This window comes from Streptomyces graminofaciens (assembly GCF_030294945.1).
Classification (GTDB): domain Bacteria; phylum Actinomycetota; class Actinomycetes; order Streptomycetales; family Streptomycetaceae; genus Streptomyces; species Streptomyces graminofaciens.
Genome location: NZ_AP018448.1, coordinates 4,976,658 through 4,997,325, shown reverse-complemented (window position 1 = coordinate 4,997,325; position 20,668 = coordinate 4,976,658). Strand labels below are relative to the sequence as shown.

Annotated in this window: 16 protein-coding genes; 5 read left to right on the top strand and 11 right to left on the bottom strand. The window is 69.5% G+C overall.

Annotated features, from left to right (window positions below; all coding sequences use genetic code 11):
* Window positions 1-56: 56 nt before the first annotated feature.
* Complete coding sequence (locus tag SGFS_RS21160; RefSeq protein ID WP_286252447.1) at window positions 57-863, top strand: class I SAM-dependent methyltransferase; 807 nt, start codon at window positions 57-59, stop codon at window positions 861-863.
* A gap of 146 nt (window positions 864-1,009) precedes the next feature.
* Here SGFS_RS21160 and SGFS_RS21155 read toward each other — a convergent pair whose 3' ends face one another.
* From SGFS_RS21155 to SGFS_RS21145, 3 genes are read right to left on the bottom strand one after another with little or no spacing between them, the layout of a single operon-like run.
* On the bottom strand, window positions 1,010-1,771 hold the full coding sequence (locus SGFS_RS21155; RefSeq protein ID WP_286252446.1) for an amino acid ABC transporter ATP-binding protein: 762 nt from the start codon (window positions 1,769-1,771) through the stop codon (window positions 1,010-1,012).
* On the bottom strand, window positions 1,768-2,706 hold the full coding sequence (locus SGFS_RS21150; RefSeq protein WP_286252445.1) for an amino acid ABC transporter permease: 939 nt from the start codon (window positions 2,704-2,706) through the stop codon (window positions 1,768-1,770). The genes SGFS_RS21155 and SGFS_RS21150 overlap by 4 nt, the downstream gene beginning before the upstream one ends.
* Before the next feature lie 38 nt (window positions 2,707-2,744).
* Window positions 2,745-3,707, bottom strand: a complete 963-nt coding sequence (locus SGFS_RS21145) for an ABC transporter substrate-binding protein (protein WP_286252444.1) — start codon at window positions 3,705-3,707, stop codon at window positions 2,745-2,747.
* A 625-nt stretch (window positions 3,708-4,332) separates the two neighbouring features.
* On the opposite strand from SGFS_RS21145, the gene SGFS_RS21140 reads away from it, so the two are divergent.
* Complete coding sequence (locus tag SGFS_RS21140; protein ID WP_286252443.1) at window positions 4,333-5,580, top strand: NAD(P)-dependent malic enzyme; 1,248 nt, start codon at window positions 4,333-4,335, stop codon at window positions 5,578-5,580.
* Window positions 5,581-5,972: 392 nt separating this feature from the next.
* Window positions 5,973-6,938 (top strand): zinc-binding dehydrogenase, encoded by a 966-nt coding sequence (locus tag SGFS_RS21135; protein ID WP_286252441.1) that lies wholly within the window; start codon window positions 5,973-5,975, stop codon window positions 6,936-6,938.
* 45 nt (window positions 6,939-6,983) lie between these two features.
* Here the strand turns inward: SGFS_RS21135 and SGFS_RS21130 are convergent, their stop codons facing one another.
* The gene (locus tag SGFS_RS21130; protein WP_286252439.1) at window positions 6,984-8,081 is read right to left on the bottom strand and encodes a PadR family transcriptional regulator; all 1,098 of its coding nucleotides are present in this window, start codon (window positions 8,079-8,081) and stop codon (window positions 6,984-6,986) included.
* Window position 8,082: 1 nt separating this feature from the next.
* Window positions 8,083-9,069, bottom strand: coding sequence for a DUF4097 family beta strand repeat-containing protein (locus SGFS_RS21125; protein WP_286252438.1), 987 nt, complete (start codon window positions 9,067-9,069; stop codon window positions 8,083-8,085).
* A 181-nt stretch (window positions 9,070-9,250) separates the two neighbouring features.
* On the opposite strand from SGFS_RS21125, the gene SGFS_RS21120 reads away from it, so the two are divergent.
* Window positions 9,251-10,105 (top strand): hypothetical protein, encoded by an 855-nt coding sequence (locus tag SGFS_RS21120; RefSeq protein WP_286252437.1) that lies wholly within the window; start codon window positions 9,251-9,253, stop codon window positions 10,103-10,105.
* A gap of 13 nt (window positions 10,106-10,118) precedes the next feature.
* On the opposite strand, the gene SGFS_RS21115 is transcribed toward SGFS_RS21120, so the two are convergent.
* The 6 genes from SGFS_RS21115 to SGFS_RS21090 all read right to left on the bottom strand — a co-directional run bounded on the left by SGFS_RS21115 (window position 10,119) and on the right by SGFS_RS21090 (window position 19,393).
* A complete protein-coding gene (locus tag SGFS_RS21115) occupies window positions 10,119-10,298 on the bottom strand; it encodes a DUF6104 family protein (protein WP_286252436.1) in 180 nt (59 codons plus the stop codon).
* A gap of 86 nt (window positions 10,299-10,384) precedes the next feature.
* The gene (locus SGFS_RS21110) at window positions 10,385-14,185 is read right to left on the bottom strand and encodes a multifunctional oxoglutarate decarboxylase/oxoglutarate dehydrogenase thiamine pyrophosphate-binding subunit/dihydrolipoyllysine-residue succinyltransferase subunit (RefSeq protein ID WP_286252435.1); all 3,801 of its coding nucleotides are present in this window, start codon (window positions 14,183-14,185) and stop codon (window positions 10,385-10,387) included.
* Between the two features lie 533 nt (window positions 14,186-14,718).
* Window positions 14,719-15,837, bottom strand: a complete 1,119-nt coding sequence (locus SGFS_RS21105) for a HAMP domain-containing sensor histidine kinase (protein ID WP_286252433.1) — start codon at window positions 15,835-15,837, stop codon at window positions 14,719-14,721.
* Between the two features lie 166 nt (window positions 15,838-16,003).
* Window positions 16,004-16,741 (bottom strand): response regulator transcription factor, encoded by a 738-nt coding sequence (locus tag SGFS_RS21100; RefSeq protein ID WP_286252432.1) that lies wholly within the window; start codon window positions 16,739-16,741, stop codon window positions 16,004-16,006.
* A 131-nt stretch (window positions 16,742-16,872) separates the two neighbouring features.
* Window positions 16,873-17,547 (bottom strand): spermine/spermidine synthase domain-containing protein, encoded by a 675-nt coding sequence (locus SGFS_RS21095; protein WP_286252431.1) that lies wholly within the window; start codon window positions 17,545-17,547, stop codon window positions 16,873-16,875.
* A 91-nt stretch (window positions 17,548-17,638) separates the two neighbouring features.
* A complete protein-coding gene (locus SGFS_RS21090; protein WP_286252430.1) occupies window positions 17,639-19,393 on the bottom strand; it encodes a glycoside hydrolase family 3 protein in 1,755 nt (584 codons plus the stop codon).
* Window positions 19,394-19,830: 437 nt separating this feature from the next.
* Between SGFS_RS21090 and SGFS_RS21085 the strand changes: the two genes are divergently transcribed.
* Window positions 19,831-20,667: a rhomboid-like protein gene (locus SGFS_RS21085; RefSeq protein ID WP_434028205.1), complete on the top strand. Its 837-nt coding sequence runs from the start codon at window positions 19,831-19,833 to the stop codon at window positions 20,665-20,667.
* Window position 20,668 lies beyond the last annotated feature (1 nt).

Below are 20,668 nucleotides of genomic sequence, written 5' to 3'. Positions count from 1 at the left end.
GGTAACGGCTGATTGTGCTTTCAGGGTATTACGGGGTACGGCGAGAAGGGGCTCCCATGACGACCACGAGCGGCACCACGTCCGGCAACAGTTCCGACAACACCTCTGGTGACGCCTTCGGCACCGACTGGCGCGCCTGGCAGGAGAGCTGGGACCGGCAGCAGGAGTGGTACATGCCCGACCGCGAGGAGCGGTTCCGGGTGATGCTGGACATGGTCGAGGCCCTTGTCGGCCCCGAGCCCCGCGTCCTCGACCTCGCCTGCGGTACGGGATCCATCACGTCCAGGCTGTTCGCGCGGTTCCCGAAGGCCGTCAGCACCGGAGTCGACCTCGACCCGGCGCTGCTCACCATCGCCGAGGGCACCTTCGCGGGCGACCGGCGCGTCACCTTCGTCACCGCCGACCTCACCGACCCGGACTGGCCGGCACAGCTGCCGTACGACTCGTACGACGCCGTGCTGACGGCGACAGCCCTGCACTGGCTGCACAGCGAACCCCTCGCCGCTCTCTACGGTCAGGTCGCGGAACTGGTCCGCGACGGCGGTGTCTTCATGAACGCGGACCACATGATCGACGAGACCACGCCCCGGATCAACGCCGCCGAGCGCGCGCAGCGCCACGCCCATATGGAACAAGCCAAGGCGAACGGCGTCCTCGACTGGGCCCAATGGTGGAACGTCGCAGCCCAGGACCCCGTTCTCGCCGGTCCGACCGCCCGCCGCTTCGAGATCTATGGCGAACACGCCGACGGTGACATGCCCTCCGTCGAATGGCACGCGCGCGTGCTGCGCGAAAAGGGGTTCACGGAGGCCCGGCCGGTGTGGTCCTCGCCGTCGGACACGCTGTTGCTCGCCCTGAAGTAGGCCGTCAGGGAACGGCCCTGAAGCAGACCGTCCGGGCACGCGGAAGGGGGCGGTACGGGCATTCCCGTACCGCCCCCTTCGTGCGCGCTCACACGAAACGTTCCGTCAGGAGCCGTTCCGCCGGGATCCGATCCCTTGAAGGAGTGTCAGAGCACCTTCGACAGGAACGACTGCGTCCGTTCCTCCTGCGGGTTCGTCAGGACGTCGCGCGGGTTGCCCGCCTCGACGACCACACCGCCGTCCATGAAGACCAGGCTGTCCCCGACCTCGCGGGCGAAGCCCATCTCGTGGGTGACGACGACCATCGTCATACCGGACTCGGCGAGGTCGCGCATGACGTCGAGGACGTCGCCGACCAGCTCCGGGTCGAGCGCCGAGGTCGGCTCGTCGAAGAGCATCAGCTTCGGCTCCATCGCCAGCGCCCGGGCGATGGCCACCCGCTGCTGCTGGCCGCCGGAGAGCTGGGAGGGGTAGTTGCCCGACTTGTCGGCGAGGCCGACGCGGTCCAGCAGTTCCATCGCGCGGTGGTGCGCGTCCGCCCTCTTCGTGCCTCGCACCTGCACCGGCGCCTCCATGACGTTCTCCACGGCCGTCATGTGCGGGAACAGGTTGAACCGCTGGAACACCATGCCGATGTCCCGGCGCTTGAGGGCGACTTCGCTGTCCTTCAGCTCGTACAGCTTGTCGCCTTTCTGGCGGTAGCCGACGAGCTCGCCGTCGACGTACAGTCGGCCGGCGTTGATCTTCTCGAGGTGGTTGATGCACCGCAGGAACGTCGACTTGCCGGAGCCGGACGGGCCGATGAGGCAGAACACCTCGCCCGTCTTCACCTCCAGGTCGATGCCCTTGAGGACCTCGACGGGGCCGAACGACTTGTGGATGCCCTCGGCCTTCACCATGGCGTTCATGCCGAGACTCCCTTCGGGCGGCGCGCGGGCAGCACGGCCGCCTTGAGACGCTGCATCGGTGTCGGCGGGAGGGACCGGGAGGAGCCCTTCGCGTAGTGCCTCTCCAGGTAGTACTGCCCGACACTGAAGACGCTGGTCAGGATCAGGTACCAGGCGGCGGCGAGGAACAGCATCTCCACGGTGGAGCCGGCGCTCTGGCCGATGTCCGTGGCCGCCTTGAGCAGATCCACGAACTGCACCGTCGAGACGAGCGACGTGGTCTTCAGCATGTTGATGACCTCGTTGCCCGTGGGCGGCACGATCACACGCATCGCCTGCGGGATGACGATGCGGCGCAGCGTCCTGGCGTGGCTCATGCCGAGCGCGTGCGACGCCTCGGTCTGGCCCTCGTCGACCGACAGCAGACCGGCGCGGCAGATCTCCGCCATGTACGCGGCCTCGTTGAGACCGAGACCGAGCAGCGCCGTCAGCAGCGGCGTCATGAAGGAGGACCAGTAGTCCTTGTAGATCGGGCCGAGGTTGATGTACTCGAAGACCAGGCCCAGGTTGAACCAGACGAACAGCTGGACCAGGACCGGTGTGCCCCGGAAGAACCAGATGTAGAACCAGGCGATCGACGAGGTCACCGGGTTCCTCGACAGCCGCATCACCGCGAGCAGGATGCCGCCGACGATGCCGATCACCATGGACAGCACGGTGAGCAGCAGGGTGTTCAGTACGCCCTTGATGATGCGGTCGTCGAAGAAGTACTCGGGGATCGCACCCCAGTTGATCTTGCCTTGCGCGAAGGCGTAGACGACCGAGCCGAGGAGGGCGAGCGCGATGGCCGCAGACACATAGCGCCCCGGGTGCCGGACCGGAATGGCCTTGATGGCCTCCGGACCGGCGGGGGGAGTGTCCGCGGGACCGTCCGTCTTGTTGACGTCAACAGTCACGGGTGGAGCCTTTCAGAACCGAGACGAACGATCAGAGGTCAGGAACCGCCGTTGACCTTGGCCTCGGTGATGGCGCCGTCCTCGACGCCCCACTTCTTGATGATCTTCTCGTACTCGCCGTTGTCGATGATCGCCTGGACCGCGGCCTGCAGCGCGTCACGCAGCTCGGTGTTCTCCTTGGCCACGGCGATGCCGTAAGGGCCCGCCTCGACCTGGTCGCCGACGATCTCGAAGTAGTTGCCGCCGCCCGAGGTCTTCACGGAGTACGCGGCCACGGGATAGTCGGCGGAGACGACGTCCGCGCCCTTGGAGCGCATCCGGGTCTCGGCCTCGGGGTTGGTCGCGAAGTCCTCGATCTTGAGGGCCTTCTTGCCGTCCTTCGTACACTTCTTCGCCTGGTCCTTGGCGAGGTCGTGCGAGAACGTGTTGCGCTGCACGGCGATCGTCTTGCCGCACAGATCGTCCCAGGTCTTGATGCCCTGGTCGTCGCCCTTGTTGGTGTAGAGCGAGACACCCGCGGTGAAGTAGTCGACGAAGTCGACGCCGGAGCCGACCTTCTTGCCGCTCTCGGAGTCGACGCCCTCCTGGCGGTCCTTGGTGTCCGTCATGGCCGACATCGCTATGTCGTACCGCTTGGACGCCAGACCACCGATGAGGGTGTCGAAGGTCGCGTTCTCGAACTTGAACTCCACACCGAGCTGCTTGCCCATCGCCACGGCGATGTCCGGGTCGATACCGACGACCTTGCCGGCGTTGTCCTTGTACTCGACCGGGGCGTACGCGATGTCCGAGCCGACGTTGATCACGCCCTTGTCCCGGATCGACGCGGGAAGCTTGTCGGCCAGCGGGGCCGAGCTCGTCTTGGCGGTATCCGAGCCGCTGTCCTTCTTCGTCTGGTCACCACAGGCGGTGAGCAGCAGGGCGCCCGCGACCGCGATCGCGCCGACCGCGGCTGTCCGAGAGCGCAGGCCGGTCGTACGACGGGTGGTGCTTGCGGTCATGGTGGATTCCTCCGGCGGGGTGTGTGGAGAATGTGCCGATTCGGTCGGTGGGGGCCAACACACGCCTTCGAGTGTCGCGACCTCGTGTGATTACCGCATCTTGCCATTCGGGCATGTGCATTCAGATGACCCGCCATGTCAAAATCGGATAACGGGTCACCCCCGATCGCCTCACGAACCGACGCACACCGGGCTATCCAGCCGAATCTTGTGCGGACTTCCCTTCTTTCGGCCGGAAGATCTTCGGCGCATCTCAGGATGCGGGCGGCCGCGAACTCCGTACATGCGGCCATGTGGTGACACGCCATGCCTTGTCCGGACTTGTTTCCCTGTTTGTCGATGAGTCACTCTGCTCGCGGCCGTCCGTACTCGGCTGCAAATGACCTTCGAGTTGTGACCTTCGAGGTATGAACAGGCTTGGGCTCGTCCTTGGCGCCGTCCGTCGGGTAAGAAGGTTCCTTACACCCCTCATCCGGGGCCCAGGGCGCGTGTGCGGCGCGCCCGTCGCGTCTGTGCCCGTACGAGTCGCCGTACGCATCGGTGACCTGGGACCTACGCGGTGCCCGCCCGCTTCCGAACCGGGAGCGGTCACCCTCAAACCTTGAAGCCTTAAGGGGTAAACAAAGTGGCAGCGGAGATTGTCAATCCTCGCACCGACAACGGCGACGGCAATACGGATCAGGACGCCGGTGCGGAGCCTCTCAATTCGCACTCCCACGACGCCTTCGATCCCGCGTTCGCCCTGCACCGCGGCGGCAAGATGGCCGTGCAGGCCACCGTGCCGATCCGCGACAAGGACGACCTGTCCCTCGCCTACACGCCCGGCGTCGCGCGGGTGTGCACCGCCATCGCCGAGCGGCCCGAACTGGTCGACGACTACACCTGGAAGTCGTCCGTCGTCGCCGTCGTGACGGACGGTACGGCGGTTCTCGGCCTCGGCGACATCGGCCCGCAGGCCTCCCTCCCCGTGATGGAGGGCAAGGCGATCCTCTTCAAGCAGTTCGGCGGCGTGGACGCGGTCCCGATCGCGCTCGACTGCACCGGGGTCGACGAGATCGTCGAGACCGTGGTCCGGCTCGCCCCGTCGTTCGGCGGCGTGAACCTGGAGGACATCTCGGCGCCGCGGTGCTTCGAGATCGAGAAGCAGCTCCAGGAGCGCCTCGACATCCCGGTCTTCCACGACGACCAGCACGGTACGGCGGTCGTGACGCTGGCGGCCCTGCGGAACGCGGCCAAGCTGACCGACCGTGGGCTCGGCGATCTGCGCGCCGTGATCTCGGGTGCGGGCGCGGCCGGTGTGGCCATCGCGAAGATGCTGTTGGAGGCCGGTCTCGGCGACGTCGCGGTCACCGACCGCAAGGGCATCGTCTCCGTGGACCGCGAGGACCTGACGCCGGTCAAGCGTGAACTGGCCGAGCTCACCAACCGGGCGGGCCTGTCGGGCTCCCTGGAGGACGCGCTCGCGGGCGCGGACGTCTTCATCGGCGTCTCGGGCGGTACGGTCCCGGAGGCGGCGGTCGCCTCCATGGCCGACAACGCGTTCGTGTTCGCCATGGCCAACCCGAACCCCGAGGTCCACCCCGACGTGGCCCACAAGTACGCGGCCGTCGTCGCCACGGGGCGCTCGGACTACCCGAACCAGATCAACAACGTGCTGGCGTTCCCGGGGATCTTCGCGGGCGCGCTCCAGGTGCGGGCCTCGCGCATCACCGAGGGCATGAAGATCGCGGCGGCCGAGGCGCTGGCCGCGGTCGTCGGCGACGACCTCGCGGCCGACTACGTCATCCCGTCCCCGTTCGACGAGCGGGTCGCCCCGGCGGTCACGGCGGCGGTGGCGGCGGCGGCTCGTGCCGAGGGTGTGGCTCGGCGTTGACGGTCGGTTAGGGCGTGCCGTTTGGAACACGCGGCCTTTCGGGCGACGGCGCCATTTGGCTGCCGGTGCCCCGCGGCCCAGGCGTTGTCCCAAACGACAGGATCTGGATCAGCCGGTTGGTTGAACGGCCCCGCCCGGGGAACGGGCGGGGCCGTTTCGTCGTGGTTCCGGCTGCCGCGGCTGCGGACGTCGTGCCGCTGGGGCCGGAACGGGTGGGCGCGGACGGCGCCCCGTAACGTCCACGTGGGCGTGGTGGAGCCAGTCGACGGGGTCGCTGGGGGAGTACGCACCGTCGGACGGCCCATCGGCCCCGGCGGGGTCACGAAGATCGGGACGCGTGTCACAGCGTCCCGTGGTTCCCTCGCCCCCGGCGGCGTCCTAGGGTCAGGGCCATGTTCGCCGCCTACGCCGCCCGCATCGACCGCGACCATCCCCTCAACGGCCTGGAGTTGGGTGACCGCCCGGCTCCGGAACCCAGGCCCGGCTGGACGACCGTGAAGGTGAGGGCCGCTTCCCTCAACCACCACGACCTGTGGTCCCTGCGCGGTGTCGGCCTCGCGGAGGACAAGCTGCCGATGATCCTCGGCTGTGACGCCGCCGGTATCGACGAGGACGGCAACGAGGTCGTCCTCCACTCGGTCATCGGCCAGTCCGGCCATGGTGTCGGCCCCAAGGAGCCCCGCTCCATCCTCACCGAGCGCTACCAGGGCACCTTCGCCGAACAGGTCTCCGTCCCCACCTGGAACGTCCTTCCCAAGCCCAAGGAACTCTCCTTCGACGAGGCCGCCTGCCTGCCCACCGCCTGGCTGACGGCGTACCGCATGCTCTTCACCAACGCCGGCGTACGCCCCGGTGACTCCGTCCTCGTCCAGGGGGCCGGTGGCGGGGTCGCCACCGCCGCGATCGTGCTCGGCAAGGCTGCCGGTCTGCGGGTGTTCGCCACCAGCCGGGACGAGGCCAAGCGCAAGCGGGCCATCGAGCTGGGCGCGGTGGAGGCGCTGGAGTCCGGGGCTCGGCTGCCGCAGCGCGTGGACGCGGTCATCGAGACCGTCGGCGCCGCGACCTGGTCCCACTCGGTGAAGTCGCTGCGGCCCGGGGGCACCCTCGTCATCTCCGGCGCAACCAGCGGCGACCGCCCCTCGAACGCCGAACTGACCCGCATCTTCTTCCTCGAACTCAAGGTCGTCGGCTCCACCATGGGCACCAAGGACGAACTGGAGGATCTCCTCTCCTTCTGCGCCGCCACCGGCGTACGCCCCGTCATCGACGAGGTGCTCCCCCTGGACCGCGCCCGTGAGGGCTTCGAACGGCTTCAGTCGGGCGACCTGTTCGGCAAGATCGTGCTCACCTGCCCCTGACAGCCGACAGCCACCCGCAGATCGGCCTCTGCCCGCGCCACCCGCTCACCCCTTGGGCACTCGCAGCGCCGCGCCGATGTGGGCCGCCGCCGTCGACAGATGGCGGCGGGCTTCGCGCAACTGGTCCTCCGTCACCCCGTGGTCGCGGGCCGCGTCGCGGATGTCGTCGCGGAAGCGGTCCAGGAGGCGGTCGAGGTCGCGGGCCGGGTCGCCCGTCGGGGCCTCGTGCACCCAGGCGGGCTCATACGCGGCGGGGAAGTCCTCGGGAGTGGTCGTGAAGTCGGGCTCGGCGGGCCTCGGGCCGGTATCGGAGCCAGGCGCGGCACCGGTGCCCGGGCCGGACTCGGTCCCCGCGCGCCCGAACCCGAAGTCCTTGCCGAACTCCTTTCCGAAGTCCTTCCCGAACTCGCCGAACTCCTTGGCCAGTTCGGTCAGCCCCTCGCGCACCCCCGTCGGCCAGTCACCCCGGGTGAAGTGATCCTGGACGTGGTCCTGGACCCGCTTGGCGATGCGCTGCACCTCCTCCTGGGCCTGCGTACGCGCCCGCTCCTGCGCCTCCTTGGCCTGGCGGCGAGCCCGCTGTGCCTCCTCGCGGGCCCGCCTGCTCTCGTCCTTGGCGCGCCGGGCCTGCTCCTTCCACTCCTGCTTGACGCGCCGCATCTCCTCCTTCGCGGCCCGCCAGGACTCCTTGTCGGCGTACTCCCCGAACTCCCCGAGCGGGCCCTGCTCACCGGCACCCTCGCCCCCGGTCCCCCTGCGGGCCTCGGAGGCGGCCGCACGCATCTCACGGCGCAGGTCGCCCGCGGCGCCTCGTACATCGGCCCGGATCTCGGCGGCCAGCTCCGCCACCGAGTCGCGGATCTCCAGCTCCAGGTCGGCCAACTCGCCGCTGCGGTCAGCCAGTTCGGCGCGGCCCGCGTCCGCGATCGCGTACACCTTGCGGCCGCCCTCGGTGGTGTGGGTGACCAGCCCCTCGGCCTCCAGCTTGGCCAGGCGCGGGTACACCGTGCCGGCCGAGGGGGCGTACAGCCCCTGGAAGCGCTCCTCCAGCAGCCGGATGACCTCGTAGCCGTGGCGCGGGGCCTCGTCCAGCAGCTTCAGCAGATAGAGACGCAGGCGTCCGTGAGCGAAGACGGGAGGCATGTCAGAGCACCTTCTTGTCGGTCGTGCCGGAGGCCGGGTCGTCGGACGGATTGTCGTTCACGCCGTCGGGGGCAGCCGTGGGCGGGGTGCCGTCGGGCGCACCGGCCGCCACGGTCCTGCCGGGCTCACCGGCAGACGGGCTGTCGCCGTCGGAGGTGGTCTCGTCCCACGGCTCGTCCTCCGTCGGAGGGCGCCGTAGGAGGGCGATCGAGCCGGAGACCGTCGTCGCCTTCAGCCGGCCGTTGCCCGTGCCGAGGCGGCCGGTGACCTTGTGGGCGCCCCAGGGGCCGCTGACCCGGAGGTCGTCGAAGGCGTTGGAGATCGTGCCTCTCGCGGTGTTCGCCTCGACGTCCGTGTCCGTGAGGTGGGGGAGGCGGATGGCGATCTCGCCGGAGACACTGGTGAGGCCCACGTCGGTGGGGCCGCCCGTGGAGTCGAGGTCGAGGATGATCGAACCGCTCACGGAGTCGGCCTTCACCCTGGGGCAGGAGCCTTCTATCACCGTCAGATCACCGGAGACGGAGCTGAGCCGCAGATCGCCGGTGAGGGCCTGCGCCTCCACGTTCCCCGACACCGTCGTGGCGCGCACCGGGCCGGTGAGGCCCACCAGGGTGGTGTCGCCCGAGACGCCCTTCACCTCCGTACGCCCGTCCACCCCCGACACGACGGCCGTGGCGCCGACCACGCCCACCTCGACGCGGGTGCCCGCCGGCACGGCGAGGGAGACCAGGGCGCTGCGGCGCCAGCCCTTGCGGTCGAGCCACTTCAGGAAGCCCTTCCAGGGCAGGTCGTCGTACGCCACCGTCAGCGTGCCGTCCTTCTGCGTCACCGTCAGGGGTGGGCCCTCGATGTCGGACACCTCCAGACGAGGGGAACCTTCGTCCGTCCCCACCACGTTCACCGTGCCGTTGACCACGTGGACGTGAAGTGCCTTCACCGGCTCGTCGAACGTGAGCTTGCACGGTTCTGCGACGGACCACTCGGACATGACGCCAACCCCCTGGACACCTGAGACAGCTCGACTGAACACCACTCGACCGAACATCACGCCAGACACGCCATATCGCGTATCTCGCTATTCACGATATATCGCGGTCATGGAAAGTCAAGACACCCGTTCTGGTGATCCCGCGAGGATGTACACGTACAAATCGCCCTAGCGTGGAGGCATGTCGACGGACAGCCCGCAGCGACGACCCGGCGGTTCCACGCCCGCCCCCGCCCCCGGCGCGCTCCTGCTCTGCAGGGCGCACCCCGAGGCCGTCGCCCCGGCCGCCCAGCTGCTCCGCGAACGCATGCTGCTCACCCCGGCCGGCCCCGAGTGGAGCGTGCTCGTGCCCGAGGGCAAGCCCTGGCTGGACGGCGCCGAACCCGTCGACCGTGTCCTCACCGGCTGGGCCGGCGCCCTGGCCGTCGGCGCCCCTTGGCCCGTACTCGCCCTGTGGTGGGACGCCGACCGCAGCGGCTACACCCTCGCCTCCGGCTTCCGCCGCACCGTCGGCTACATCTGGCTCACGAACGGCACCCCGGTCGGCGAGGACGAGGCGATGCGCACCTTCGCCGCCCGCCTGGCCCTGGACCCGGTCCTCGACGCACAGCCCCTGGACGACCTCACGCGACCGGACCCGACGGCGAACGCCCGCACCCGCATGCTCGGCCTCCTCGCGGTGCTCACGCGCGCGGGCGTGGCCCTCCCCGTCGGCCTCACCCCCGGCGAGCCCGCCGACCGCCTGCGCGAGGTCGCCCGCGTCCAGCCCGGCGTCCAGCGCATCGAGTGGACCGGCTGGCGCGGAGCCGTACGCATGGAACTCGACGCCATCGAACACGGCCGCCTCGGCCCCTGGCTCCCCTGGGCCGGTACCCCCAGGGCCCGCGCCCTGGCCGCAGCCCAGCTGGCGGCGGGCCTGCCGTTCACGGCCTGGGGCCTGTACCGCCGCAGCGGGGGCTGGATCGTCGCGGGCGGCCTACTGATCGGCCACGGGGCGCTCGGCCTCCTCTACGACCTCGCCCACCCCCGCGACTGAGCGGCCGACGGACCTACTCGTCGTCCTCGTCGTCCAGCCGCGCCAGCCACGTCGCCAGTCGCTCGACGGGCACCTCGAAGTCCGGATTCAGATCGACGAACGTCCGCAACTGCTCGGCGAGCCACTGAAAGGTGACCTCCTCCTCGCCGCGCCGCTTCTCCAGTTCTTCGATGCCACGGTCCGTGAAGTACATGGGTCAAGGATAAGTGCGGGAAAACGGCCGGGCCGCACCCCCGTGGAAGGGAGTGCGGCCCGGCTGCGTACGGCCTTCGAGCGCTGTTACGCCTCGAACACCTCACGCACCAACTGCTCCTGCTCGGCCTGGTGGCGCTTCGCGGAACCCACCGCCGGCGACGAGCCGTGCGGGCGGGAGATGCGCCGCAGACGCTCGCCGTGGGGGACGTCCGCGCCGACCGCGAGGTCGAGGTGGTCGATCAGGTTGAGGGCGATGAACGGCCAGGCACCCTGGTTCGCCGGCTCCTCCTGCGTCCAGAGGTACTTCTCGGCGTTCGGGTACTTGTTGACCTCCGCCTGGACCTCGGCGCCCGGCAGCGGGTACAGCCGCTCGATGCGGATGATCGCCGTGTCGGTGACGCCGCGCTTCTGGCGCTCGGCCTCCAGGTCGTAGTAGACCTTGCCGGCGCAGAAGACGACCTTCTTGACCGCGTTCGGGTCGACCGAGCTGTCACCGATGACCGGGCGGAACTGGCCGCTCGTGAACTCCTCCGCCTTCGACGCGGCGGCCTTGAGGCGCAGCATCGACTTCGGGGTGAAGACGACCAGCGGCTTGTGGTGCGGGTTGTGCACCTGCCACCGCAGGAGGTGGAAGTAGTTCGACGGGGAGGTCGGCATCGCGACCGTCATGTTGTTCTGCGCGCAGAGCTGGAGGAAGCGCTCCGGGCGGGCGGACGAGTGGTCCGGGCCCTGGCCCTCGTAGCCGTGGGGGAGGAGGAGCGTGACACCGCTCGTCTGGCCCCACTTCTGCTCCGCCGACGAGATGAACTCGTCCACGACCGTCTGGGCGCCGTTGACGAAGTCGCCGAACTGGGCCTCCCACATCACGAGGGACTCGGGACGGGCCAGCGAGTAGCCGTACTCGAAGCCCATCGCCGCGTACTCGGAGAGGAGGGAGTTGTAGACGTTCAGCCGCGCCTGGTCCTCGGAGAGGTACATCAGCGGCGTGAACTCCTCGCCCGTCTCGCGGTCGATGATCACCGCGTGACGCTGGCCGAAGGTGCCGCGCTGGGAGTCCTGGCCGGCCAGCCGGACGGGGGTGCCCTCCAGGAGGAGGGAGCCGACCGCGAGGGTCTCGCCCATGCCCCAGTCGATCGTGCCGTCCTCGACCATCGACGCCCGGCGCTGCAGCTGCGGCAGCAGACGCGGGTGGGCGGTGATGTGGTCCGGGACGTTGACCTGGGACTCGGCGATGCGCTTGACGGTCTCCGCCGTGATCGCGGTGTTCACCGCGACCGGGAAGCCGTCCTGCGGGTCCTGTGCGGCGGCGGCGGCCGGCTGCGACGTGGCCTCGCGGACCTCCGTGAAGACCTTCTCCAGCTGGCCCTGGTAGTCCTGCAGGGCCTGCTCGGCCTCTTCCAGGGTGATGTCGCCGCGACCGATGAGGGACTCGGTGTAGAGCTTGCGCACCGAGCGCTTCTTGTCGATCAGGTCGTACATCAGCGGCTGGGTGAAGGCCGGGTTGTCCGACTCGTTGTGACCGCGGCGGCGGTAGCAGATGAGGTCGATCACCACGTCCTTGTTGAACGCCTGGCGGAACTCGAAGGCCAGACGGGCCACACGGACCACGGCCTCCGGGTCGTCGCCGTTCACGTGGAAGATCGGGGCCTCGATCATGCGGGCCACGTCCGTGGCGTACATGGAGGAACGCGAGGACTCCGGGGCGGCCGTGAAGCCGACCTGGTTGTTGATGACGATGTGGACCGTGCCGCCGGTGCGGTAGCCGCGCAGCTGCGACATGTTCAGGGTCTCGGCCACCACGCCCTGGCCCGCGAAGGCCGCGTCGCCGTGCAGGGCCACCGGCAGGACCGTGAAGTCCGTGCCGCCCTTGTTGATGATGTCCTGCTTGGCGCGGGCGACGCCTTCGAGGACGGGGTCGACGGCTTCGAGGTGCGAGGGGTTCGCGACCAGCGACACCTTGATCTGCTCGCCGTCCAGGCCCGTGAACGTGCCCTCGGCGCCCAGGTGGTACTTCACGTCGCCGGAGCCGTGCATCGACTTCGGGTCGAGGTTGCCCTCGAACTCACGGAAGATCTGCGCGTACGACTTGCCGACGATGTTCGCCAGGACGTTCAGGCGGCCGCGGTGGGCCATGCCGATGACGACCTCGTCGAGACGGGACTCCGCCGCGCTGTCGATGACCGCGTCGAGCAGCGGGATGACCGACTCGCCGCCTTCGAGCGAGAAGCGCTTCTGGCCGACGTACTTCGTCTGCAGGAAGGTCTCGAAGGCCTCCGCCGCGTTCAGCCGGCGCAGGATGCGCAGCTGCTCCTCGCGCTCCGGCTTGGTGTGCGGGCGCTCGATACGGTCCTGGATCCAGCGGCGCTGCTTCGGGTCCTGGATGTGCATGAACTCGACGCCGGTCGTACGGCAGTACGAGTCACGCAGGACGCCGAGGATGTCACGCAGCTTCATCAGGGACTTGCCGGAGAAGCCGCCGACCGCGAACTCGCGCTCCAGGTCCCACAGGGTGAGGCCGTGCTCGGTGATGTCCAGGTCGGGGTGCTTGCGCTGGCGGTACTCCAGCGGGTCGGTGTCGGCCATGACGTGGCCGCGGACCCGGTAGGAGTGGATCAGCTCGAAGACGCGGGCGGCCTTCGTGACGTCGTCGTCGTGCGAGGCGTCGATGTCCTTGAGCCAGCGGACCGGCTCGTAGGGGATGCGCAGGGCCTCGAAGATGTCGTCGTAGAAGCCGGCCTCGCCGAGGAGGTAGTTCGCGACGATGCGGAGGAACTCGCCGGAGGCGGCGCCCTGGATGGTCCGGTGGTCGTAGGTCGACGTGAGCGTCATGACCTTCGAGATACCGAGCTTGTTCAGGGTGTCCTGGCTGGTGCCCTGGAACTCCGCCGGGTAGTCCATGGAGCCGACGCCCATGATGACCGACTGGCCGGGCATCAGGCGGGGCACGGAGTGGACGGTGCCGAGGCCGCCGGGGTTGGTCAGGGAGACCGTGACACCGGTGAAGTCGTCCATCGTCAGCTTGCCGTCACGGGCGCGGCGGACGATGTCCTCGTAGGCCTGCCAGAACTCGAAGAAGTTCAGCGTCTCGGCCTTCTTGATGCCCGCGACGACCAGCTGGCGGTCGCCGTTGGGCTTCACCAGGTCGATGGCGAGGCCGAAGTTGACGTGCGGCGGCTTGACGAGGGTGGGCTTCCCGTCCTTCTCCGCGTAGTGCCAGTTCATCGACGGCATCGTCTTGATGGCCTGCACCATCGCGTAGCCGATCAGGTGCGTGAAGGAGATCTTCCCGCCCCGGGCGCGCTTCAGGTGGTTGTTGATGACGATGCGGTTGTCGAACAGCAGCTTCACCGGGACGGCGCGCACGGACGTGGCCGTGGGCAGCTCCAGGGAGGCGTTCATGTTCTTCGCGACCGCGGCGGCGGGGCCGCGCAGCGTGATCAGCTCCGGGCCGTCGGGGGCGGCCGTCACCTCGCCGGCCTTGGGGCGGCCGGGGAGCTTCGCCGCGGCCGCCGGCTGGGCGGGCGCGGCCGCGGGCTTCGCGGCGGCCGGGACCGGGGCGGCGGCGGCGGGCTTCGGGGCCGCCTGCGCGGGAGCGGTCTGGGCCGGAGCCGCGGGGGCGGCCGGGGCGGCGGGTGCCGCGGGTGTGGTGGTTGCTGCGGCCCCCGCGGCCGCAGTACCCGCCGGAGCCGAGGCGGCAGCGGCGCCCGGCTTGTAGTCGGCGAAGAAGTCCCACCAGGCTCGGTCTACCGAATTCGGGTCCTGGAGGTACTGCTGATAGATCTCGTCGACGAGCCACTCGTTCGGGCCGAACGCGGCAGCGGGGTTCTTGCCCGCTTGGTCTGCGTCGGTCGAGATGCTCGAGTTACTGGGGGACTGTGGCGACACGGCGGCAACCGCCCTCTTCCGCTTCACAAGGTGATGGACAGCGGGAATAAAGGCTACGCCTCTGTGGCCGAGAAGGTCAGGCCGAGCCCGCTCATCGTCGCGTAAGTCACATTGGAAAGTGCGTTTCGGGGGTGGAAATGGCGGGAAACAAGCGTGGTTCCGGTCTGGAACGGGTGTGCTGGGCATGTACCGGGCAGGCGTCGGCCGGGCCTGCGGCGTCTTGCGGCGCGGCCCTCTGCGCGAACGCACCTGATCACACGTGTCCGTCGGTGCGGACAGAGGTGGATCTTGTGGCTCCGGTTCGAACTTTACGTCAACTTGGCAGAGATGTAAGCCCCGGGAGGATGAGCGGAATTCGGCAATGGTGGGGGGATTCGGCCACGGTGTATGTGGGTACCTGGGGATTTTTCGCCCCCGCCGCCCCTGCCCGTCCCATTTCCCGGGGGTGCAGCCCCTTCGACCCGGATCGGCTTTGCGCCCCTCAAAACATGGCCTCGGGAAACTGCGCGACCGGCGACGGGGGGCGAGACCCCTCAGGGCTGGGTGGACGTGCGCTGGGATCCCAGGCCGGGCGCACCCGGCAGTACCACCTGGATCCGGCAGCCCTTCCCGGACTCGGCGACGCCGATGCGGCCGCCGTGCAGATCCACCGCCCAGCGGGCGATCGCGAGGCCCAGGCCGGTGCCGCCGTCGCTGCCGGGGCCGTGCGGGGAGCTGACGGCGCCCCGGTTGAAGCGTTCGAAGACGCGGTGCCACTCGCTCTCCGGGATGCCGGGGCCCTCGTCGAGGACCTCCAGCTCCAGGGACTCGGGCACAGGGCCGCGCCGCGCCTTCACCGTGACCCGGCCGTGCGGCGGGCTGTGCTTGACCGCGTTGTCGATGAGGTTGGCGACCACCTGGTGGATCCGCTCCGGGTCCGCGTTCGCCGTCAGCTCCGGTGGGTGCACGTCCAGGTGCAGATGGACGTCCGTACGGGTGTGGTTGCCGGAGCCCGAGGTGATGCCGCCGCGCGCCGAGGCGACCATCTGGGCCTCCTTGAGGACTCCCGAGAGATACGGCCAGACCTCGAAGCGGCGGCGGCGGAGCGGTACCACGCCGTTGTCCAGGCGGGAGAGGTCCAGCAGCGTCTCGACCAGGCGGCCCAGGCGTTCCGTCTGCTTCAGCGCCGTACGCATCGTCTCGGGGTCGGCCTGTGTGACGCCGTCGACGATGTTCTCCAGGACCGCGCGCAGGCCCGCGATGGGGGTGCGCAGCTCGTGGGAGACGTTCGCCACCAGCTCCTTGCGCTGGCGGTCCTGGGCCTCCAGCTCGTCGGCCATGAGATTGATCGTGTGGCCGAGATCACCCAGCTCGTCCCGGCGGTTGTCGCGCACCCGGCGCGTGTAGTCGCCGCGCGAGATGGACCGGGCGACCGTGTTCATCTCGTCCAGCGGAGCGGTGAGCGAATGCGCCACGAACTGCGTAATCAGCAGCGTGGCGATCATCGAGAACACCGTGATGAAGCGCAGCTCGGTCTCGGTGCGCACCGCGATCATCAACAGACCCGTGGTGATCAGCACCGAGACCACGACGAGCGTGCCCAGCTTCGTCTTGATGGAGAAGGGCCGCAGATTGCCCAAGGGGCCCGCGCCCCTGCGCACTTGCGGTGTCATCGACGCCACCGATGCCGACGCCGCCTTCGCCGATGCCGGCGTCACCGACACCGACGCCGATCCCGTCGACGCCGACTTCGACCCACCGAGACCGTTCATACCGCCACCAGCCCCCAACACCTGCACCTGCCATGCCCGTGCGATACGGAGCAACGCTCGCGTCGGCTCAGGGGGTCGGGGTCTCCAGGGCGTACCCGACGCCGTGCACCGTGCGGATCCGCTCCGCGCCGATCTTCCGCCGCAGCGCCTTGATGTGGCTGTCCACGGTCCGCGTCCCGGACGCGTCCGCCCAGTCCCACACCTCGGCGAGCAACTGTTCGCGCGAGAGTACGGCACGTGGGGTGTTCGCGAGACATACCAACAGGTCGAACTCGGTGGGCGTGAGGTGCACGTCCTCGCTGCGCACCCGGACGCGGCGCTGCGCGTGGTCGATCTCCAGCTCGCCGAGGCGCAGGATGCCCGAGCGCGGCGTGGTGGCGGCCAGCGCGGCACGCTCGACGCGACGCAACAGGACGTGCACGCGGGCGGCCAGCTCACGCATGGAGAACGGCTTGGTCATGTAGTCGTCGGCGCCGACGCCGAGCCCGACCAGCATGTCCGTCTCGTCGTCCCGGGCGGTGAGCATCAGCACCGGGACGGGCCGCTGGGCCTGGACACGCCTGCACACCTCCAGGCCGTCGAAGCCCGGCAGCATGATGTCGAGGATCAGCAGATCGGGCTGCCAGGCCTCCGCGGTGTCCACCGCGGCGGGACCGTCGGACGCGGTCTGCACGACGAAACCCTCGGCGCGCAGACGGGCCGCGATGGCGTCGACGATCGTCGGGTCGTCCTCGACCACGAGCACCCGGCGCTGGGCGCCCGGCGTCGCCGTGGTGCTGCTGTGGGTGGTGTGTGTCTGCTCCATCGCCCGCCCCTGTGTTGCTTTCCGGAATCCGTGGGGTGATCCCTTGACTACGCATGGCTGCGCATGACTGCGATTGACGCTTGAATGATCGGCGCCAGGGAAGCAGGGTACGGGCAGTCGCCGCGCGACGGCTATCCAGGTCGGATCGCGAGGTGCACCACGTCCGGAACTCCTCGGGCAACCGGGATCTCTTCGGTACGCACCCCCCGGAACCCGGCATTCCCCAAGGTTTCCTCGAATTCCGCAGATGGCTTCGCGGACCACACCGCGAGTACTCCGCCGGGTCTCAACACCCTTGCGCAGCTTGCCAGTCCGGCAGGTGAGTACAGGGATTCGTTGCTGTCGGAGACGGTCCAGTCGGGCCCGTTGTCGATGTCCAGGCACAGCGCGTCGAACGTGGCGGATGTCTCATTGACGTAACTGACGAGATCGGCTTCGACGATGTCCGTACGGGGGTCCGCGAGCGCGTCCGAGGAGAGCGCGGACAACGGTCCTTCCTGATGCCACTCGATGACGGCGGGCTCCCGTTCGACGACCGTGATCCGGCCCCAGCGAGGGTCCGCGGCGGCGTGTGCGAGCGAGAACCCGACGCCCAGGCCGCCGATCAGCACACTCGGCCGAAACCGATCGTCCAGCGCGTCGAGGGCCGCGTCGACCAGCAACCGCTCCGAGCGCCCGTCCGAAGTGTCCATCAGGAAGCAGCCGTTGGCGATGATCTGCAACAGCTCTCCGTGCCGTCGCAGCACGACCTCGCCGTACGGACCCTCGCGCCGGTCGATTACTTCGGGTGCGTCGATGGTGGACATCCACCCATCTTTACGCGTCCCTTGCGCGAGGGCGGCCGAATTACGACGGCGTCGCCCCGGGATGGCGTGATCGCAGCGTCGGCCGGTGCGTTCAGATCTCCAGCCCGTGCCCGTACGGGAACACCGGGTCCTCCGTGTCGCCCGGTACGTCCGGCCGGGACGCCTCCACCGCCGCCATGGAACGGGGGAGTTCGAAGGGGAGCCGGCCCTCGGCGCGGGCCCGGCCGAAGGCGATGTCCAGCAGGGCCGCGTCACAGGCCCCGTAGTCGGCGACGAGCGCGGCGGCCTTCGCGGCGATCTCCGGGAGTACGGCGGGACGTTCCAGGTTGACGCAGACCAGTGTGGGCACGGCGTCGAGCAGCCCGAGGATTTCCTTCAGCCGTTTCTCGGGGAAGGCGAGCGACCCCGAGTGGAAGAACGACTCGAACCGGCCCGGCCGTTCCTCGTGGGGGGTGCGCAGCCGCAGCACGGCCACGTCCGCGTCGACCGGATCGGTGACGACATTGCCGTACAGCGACGCCGTCTGCGCGACCACGCCCTCGACATAGAGGTTCGGGCGGTCGGTGAGCGGCAGCAGGGACCTGTTCGTCAGGACGGTGAGCGAGCGGCGCTGGGCGGACTGGCCGAGGGCGGTGAACTCGGCGGCGCCGACGGTCTCCTCGGCCCGGTTCGGGCAGACGTACGGGGTGTCGAAGAGCCCGAGGGCGAACTTCTCGCGCAGGAGGCGGCGCACGGAGGTGTCGAGGCGCTCTTCTGAGATCCGGCCGGAGCGGACCAGTTCCACGACGACCTCGGGGCACTGTTCGCCGCCGAACTGGTCGGCGCCCGCGTCCAGGGCCTTCGCCGCGCGTTCGGCGACGGAGAGGTGTTCGACGCCCCAGGCGCGGGCCTCGTGCGACTCGCCGAGGACGGGCGCGTCGGTGAGCAGGCCCCAGTCGGTGCAGACGATCCCGTCGAAGCCGAGGCGTTCGCGGAGCAGGCCGGTGAGGACGTCCCGGTTGAAGCCGAAGCCGACCTCCTCCCAGCCGTCGACGCCGATCGGCCGGCCGTGGCACGGCATCAACTGCGAGCAGCCGGCCTCGATCGCCGCCCTGAAGGGCGCGAGGTGGAGGTCGCGCATCCCGCCCGGGTACACCTGGTCCTTGCCGTGCGGGAAGTGCGGGTCCTCGCCGTCCTTCCGCGGGCCGCCGCCGGGGAAGTGCTTGACCATGGCGGCGACGGAACGCGGCCCGAGGCGGGGCCCTTGAAGACCCCGTATGTACGCCCGTACCAGCGCGCTCGTGACCTCGGCGGACGAGCCGAACGTGCCGGACTGGCGGGACCAGCGGGGCTCGGTGGCGAGGTCGATCTGCGGGTGGAGCGCGACCCGGAAGCCGACGGCGAGGTACTCGCGGCGGATCGTGTCGCCGAACTTCTCCACCAGTTCCGGGTCGCCGATCGCGGCCAGGCCCAGGGGTTCGGGCCACGCGGAGAAGGCGCCGGAGTGGAAGGACGCGCCCGGGTTGTCGATGAACGCGTGGCGCGGGTCGGTGGAGAGGGTGACCGGGATGCCGAGCCGGGTGTCGGCCGCGAGGGCCTGGAGGCGGTTGGCCCACTCGGCCGTCTCCCGGACGCCGTACTGGCCGACGAGGTTGAAGTGGCTCAGATGCCCGTCCACGACCAGTTCGGTGGTGCCCTGCCGCAGAGGACCGCCTTCCTCGGCCTCGGCCAGGGTTCCGTCCGCGTTCATCGTCAGCGTCGTGTGGAAGAGCTGGCCCGCCTTCTCCGCCAGGGTCATCCGGGTCAGGAGGTCTTCCACCCGTTCGTCGACGGGACGGTTCGGGTCACGGTAAGGGGGCGTGGGCATCCGGGATTCCTTGTGCGTGGGGCCCTTGTGGGGCTGCCTTGGGCTACTTGGCGGAGCGGATGAACTGGACGGCGATCGCGCCCACGACCGGATGAGGGCGCGGCTTTGTCGCCTGCGGCTCGTTCAGGGAAGCAGCAAAAACGGGTGGGTACCAGGTTTTCGTCAAGTGGCCACCATCACGCGGCAGATGGCTTGAAACGCAGGGGACTTGACTCGTGTAACCGGCGGTTTCCGAACCGGTCGTGAGGCGGTGCCGGGCTGTGGCGCGCGGAGCTCAACGCAGCGACGAGAGCCAGTGGGTGCTGGACCGTCAAGTTCCCGTCAGCTTCGCTGTCAGGTTTCTGTGAATGGGGCCGAGCGTGGCCGGGGTCACAGACAGGGGCTCGTCGGGCGTCCACTGTGAGGTGAAACGGAAGGAGTGCCTCACCGTGGACACCGTGGGCAGGGCCGCATCGCCCGACGTGACGCCGTCGGCCGCCGGGCCCGTCCTGGACGGGATTCCACGGCAGGCGGGTGCGGTGTCCGCGCCGGTCGAGGAGCAGGTGGGGCCGGGAAACGGAATCGGGACCGTACGCGCCGTCGGACCCGGAATCGGGATCACGGTCGAGACCGGAGCCGAGGCCCCCCGACGCCGTTCCGCCCCGCGCCCCTGGCGGCTCCTCCCCACCCTCAAGGGCACGCCCTTCACCTTCTCCTACGCCACCGTCCTGGTGGTCACCTCGGTCGTCGCCGAGTACGCCGACCCGGCCCTCGTGCGCGCGCTGCACCAGGGCTCCAGTACGGACGTGGCGCATCTGCTCCACGACCCGGTGCTCGTGCTGGTCGCGAGCGCGCTGTGGATCGCGGGGGGCGTCGGCTCGCCGTACGCGGTCGGGTTCCTGGTGGTGCTGACCGCGCTGGAACGCCGCATCGGAGGGTGGCGCACGGCCGCGGTCTTCCTGCTCGGGCATGTCCTCGCGACCCTCGCCACCGAGGTCCCTGTCGGCTTCGCGGTCCTGGGCGGCCACCTGCCCGACAGCTCGCTGCACCGCCTCGACTACGGCATCAGCTTCGGCGTGGCGGCGAGCGTGGGCGCGCTCGCGGGGCTGCTGACGCCGTGGCTGCGATGGCCGATCGTGCTGGCGGTCGGCGGCATGCTCGTGGACGACCTGATCGCGTTCACGAACCCGATGACGAACTGGGGGCATCTGATGTCGCTGGCCATCGGGATCGCGACCTGGCCGGTCGTGCGGCGGTGGCGGGACGAGCACGCGGCCACCACCGACACGGCTTAGG

Coding starts and splice junctions, on each gene's coding strand:
- SGFS_RS21160 (WP_286252447.1), top strand. CDS start 57: ATGACGACCACGAGCGGCACCACGTCCGGCAACAGTTCCGACAACACC.
- SGFS_RS21155 (WP_286252446.1), bottom strand. CDS start 1,771: ATGAACGCCATGGTGAAGGCCGAGGGCATCCACAAGTCGTTCGGCCCC.
- SGFS_RS21145 (WP_286252444.1), bottom strand. CDS start 3,707: ATGACCGCAAGCACCACCCGTCGTACGACCGGCCTGCGCTCTCGGACA.
- SGFS_RS21135 (WP_286252441.1), top strand. CDS start 5,973: ATGTTCGCCGCCTACGCCGCCCGCATCGACCGCGACCATCCCCTCAAC.
- SGFS_RS21130 (WP_286252439.1), bottom strand. CDS start 8,081: ATGCCTCCCGTCTTCGCTCACGGACGCCTGCGTCTCTATCTGCTGAAG.
- SGFS_RS21125 (WP_286252438.1), bottom strand. CDS start 9,069: ATGTCCGAGTGGTCCGTCGCAGAACCGTGCAAGCTCACGTTCGACGAG.
- SGFS_RS21120 (WP_286252437.1), top strand. CDS start 9,251: ATGTCGACGGACAGCCCGCAGCGACGACCCGGCGGTTCCACGCCCGCC.
- SGFS_RS21115 (WP_286252436.1), bottom strand. CDS start 10,298: ATGTACTTCACGGACCGTGGCATCGAAGAACTGGAGAAGCGGCGCGGC.
- SGFS_RS21105 (WP_286252433.1), bottom strand. CDS start 15,837: ATGACACCGCAAGTGCGCAGGGGCGCGGGCCCCTTGGGCAATCTGCGG.
- SGFS_RS21100 (WP_286252432.1), bottom strand. CDS start 16,741: ATGGAGCAGACACACACCACCCACAGCAGCACCACGGCGACGCCGGGC.
- SGFS_RS21095 (WP_286252431.1), bottom strand. CDS start 17,547: ATGTCCACCATCGACGCACCCGAAGTAATCGACCGGCGCGAGGGTCCG.
- SGFS_RS21090 (WP_286252430.1), bottom strand. CDS start 19,393: ATGCCCACGCCCCCTTACCGTGACCCGAACCGTCCCGTCGACGAACGG.